This is a genomic window from Candidatus Albibeggiatoa sp. nov. BB20 (assembly GCA_016744725.1).
GTDB lineage: Bacteria > Pseudomonadota > Gammaproteobacteria > Beggiatoales > Beggiatoaceae > Albibeggiatoa.
In genome coordinates this window covers 1-3,458 of sequence record JADGDW010000260.1, presented here as the reverse complement: position 1 = coordinate 3,458, position 3,458 = coordinate 1, and the positions used below count along the sequence as shown (strand labels likewise).

General features: G+C 36.5%; 2 protein-coding genes. Both read right to left on the bottom strand.

Translation table 11 applies throughout. From position 1 onward, the window contains the following. On the bottom strand, positions 1–1,821 hold a 1,821-nt coding region (locus ABXH34_RS18270; protein ID WP_353573322.1), incomplete at its 3' end, for a DUF6531 domain-containing protein. Continuing rightward, a complete protein-coding gene (locus ABXH34_RS18265) occupies positions 1,778–3,409 on the bottom strand; it encodes a carboxypeptidase regulatory-like domain-containing protein (protein WP_353573321.1) in 1,632 nt (543 codons plus the stop codon). The genes ABXH34_RS18265 and ABXH34_RS18270, both read right to left, overlap by 44 nt. Positions 3,410–3,458 lie beyond the last annotated feature (49 nt).

The following is a 3,458-nucleotide window of genomic DNA, read 5'->3' as shown; positions in this document are numbered from 1 at the left end:
TGAAGGCTCAGTGACTTTAACCAATTGATCTTGATCGTTATAAATTAAATCAACAAACTGACCTTGCTTATTACCACGTTGAATCAATTGACCTTGAGCATTGAAACGATAGACTTGACCTTTTTTACGAGTGAGTTTCCAGCCATCACCTTCTTGCTCTAAAATATCAAAATTACAAGAGAAATGATCCGATTGATACTTACCATTACCTACCGCATTGAAATAGTTATAACGAGTGCTTGTCCAATGCACAATAGCTTGATCTTGTTCGACTTCTAAGTGAGCACCGTAATGTGTATCGCCCCAGCTATGTCCAAATTGACCTTGTTTCATTAATAAAGAATTGTAATCTACTGTAAAGTTAAGCGGCAAAGTACCATTAACCTGTAATAAACTCTCACGTAAAAATTGAGCACCTATAGCAACATCAATGGGGTCAGCAACACTAGGCTTGCCACATCCACCACCGCCTTGTCCAGCACCTTTATCATCTAATTCATCATCTTCTTCGTCACCATCATCATTATTGTCATCATCATCACCATTCTCATCATCTTTTGGAGGTTTAACTTTAGTTACAATAATTGATTGTATTTCGCTTTCATTACCAGCCTCATCAACAGCCTTAATTGAAATGGTATTTGAACCAAGTTCCAAAGGCATAATGGTTGCCTGTTCTATATAAACTTGCATCTTTTCTAAATCATTTTGTAGTGTTAAATGGTTTGCATCTAGTGATATAGAATTTTGCCCTTCTGAATTAACCAGATCGAATACGATTTCTTTAAACCCAAAATAATTATTATCAACTGCTTTATAACTTAACTGGATACCATCAGCTTCCGTGGTTAAATCACCTTGAGGAAACATGATTTCTATCGTAGGTGGAATATCATCAACGACTTTAAACTTTACTTCTTCGACAAATTCACCCTCAGAAGTATTAGCTTTTACTTCTAAACGCCAATCACCAGGTAAATCTAAAACTTGATTAAAGTCATGCCTAAAGTTTACACCAGTAAAAATTTGTTGACCTTCTTGAAATATAATATCTTCTGATGAGATACTAATAGGTGCACTTAATAGCGGTATAATCGTATCTTGAGAATAATGATAATAAAGACTAGCTTGAACGCTAACGGGTTCGTAGTAATAGTTAAATATCCCTGAAAATATCAAAAATTTTGTTGAACTTAACAAATATTCATTTTTATTCTCTGCTATGTAGGAGAAAGGAGGTTTATTAATAAAAGGAGTTTCGTTTTGATAAGCACTTTTTAGAGAGTTCTTTTCTGAATCCATCACGTCTTCACTGACAACAGCTTTATAGGATTGAAGCTCTTCATTTTGGATGTGGCGAATAAGAAATACTTTTTCTCCAATACTTTCCCAATCATCATCTATATATGCTTCGGCTTCAACACGCCATTCGCCTAGTAATATTCCAGCGTTACGATCACGAATAGCTATGCCTTCTTCAAAAGTAGTATGATCAGGAAGATAACTCACTGTCCGTTTGTAGGTATGTGGATAATCCTCTATAGCAATCGCTCCATTTGGTTTATACCATTTAAGGCGTATTTGAACCGTTTCACCAATAGCAACATCGTTTACTTTAACTGAAGCCCAAGCCCCAGCCTCTGTCCGATAGTAAAGCTCTTGATCCATAGAAACATCAGAGTAAGTAGCAGCAAAACTTGCCGATGCTCCCATAAAATATAGAAGCAGCAGCATAATTGATTGAATATTGTATCTCTTATTCATTCTTGAAAACCCCTTATTGGCACACACTGGTTGGCCAAGCAATGCCTTCAACATCATTTAAAATGACATCCTGTACTTTGGTTTCAGCATAAGCTGACAACACTTCACAATTATCTAAATCTAAAGAATAAATAGACATTGCATCATCATCATGAATCGCAAATAACAAATTACCATTTGGCAACATTTCAATCGCTTCAATTTCACCTGCTGGTAATTCACAACCAATAGGTTCAATGGTTTGAGCCAAAGCTGAATAGGCATAAAAGGTACTGTTTTGTACCAGATATAAAACATCATCACTGTTATTCCAAGTCATGTCCTCAATATCTCCTGTATACGAGACAATCAAACTACCTTCGCCTGTTGCTGTATCAATTTGAATTAGACCTGCACTATCTGCCCAACCCCATAATTGACCATCAGAAGTAAATGACAAACCATTGATTTCATTAAAACCTGTACTACCAATCAGATTTAAACCACCATCATGCGCATTAACTGTGTATAGCCAACCAGCTTTATCACCATCATCACCCGCAGCGGCATAAATTCGGTCAGTTATTGGATCAATATCCAACGCTTCAATATCTTTGCTTAGATGTAAATTACCGAGTAATGTGGATTTGAAATCATTTGAAACAACAAAGAATTGACTATCTTTTCGACCTTCATCATGAACTGCATAAAGCACACAAGCAGTGTCTTGACCAATACCAACAAAGTTAATCTCTATATCTTGGCTTACATCGACGGTTTGAGCTTCAAAAGAATAACCATCTAACGCAGCGACAAGCGGGTATTCTCCTGCTGCAACATCAGAGAATGTAAAGTGACCGTTTTCATCCGTAGTTGTTGATAAAGAACCTAAGTTGACTACAACGCCAGACAATACTTGATGACTATAAGTTTGCTCTATTCTGCCTTGAACACTGTATCTTGGTGCAACATCAGGCGTACCATAAATGACATTGTCCTCTGTATTTCTATTCACATTAACAGTTCGAGCCTTAAATTGATAACCGTCTAAACTAGCAACAAGTTGATATTTCCCTGCTGCAACATCATAGAATTTGAAGTAGCCATAATCGTTTGTAATGGTTGATAAAGAACCTAAGTTGACTACAATACCAGACAATGTTTGATGACTATAAGTTTGCTTTATTCTTATTTCGCCTACAAAAGCGTATCTTGGTGCAACATCAGGCGTACCAATGATGACATTGTCCTCTGTATTTCTATTCACATTAATAGTTCGAGCATCAAATTGATAACCGTCTAAATTAGCCACAAGTTGATATTCCCCTGCTACAACGCCAGAGAATGCGAAATAACCATCATTATTTGTAGTGGTTGATAAAGAACCTAAGTTAACTACAACACCAGACAATGCACGATGAGTATCACCATGTTGTATGCTGCCTACAAAACTATAAGTTGTTATTTCAATATTTGAACGAACAGAAAGCAAATTGCCCGCAGCATCATAGGTGTAATAGAGAGAATCACCTGAAGAGTAAGTGACTTGAATAAGACGATTTAATTTATCGTAGTGATAGACATCTGCCAGTACAGATGAAGAAAATGTAAGAGCGCATAGCAGTGTTCCGCTCTTTAACTGTCTTGGGGTTAAGGTTCGATACATTAATATTTCCTCAAAAATATTTGAACATTATTTTCCCCTTACCCAGAAC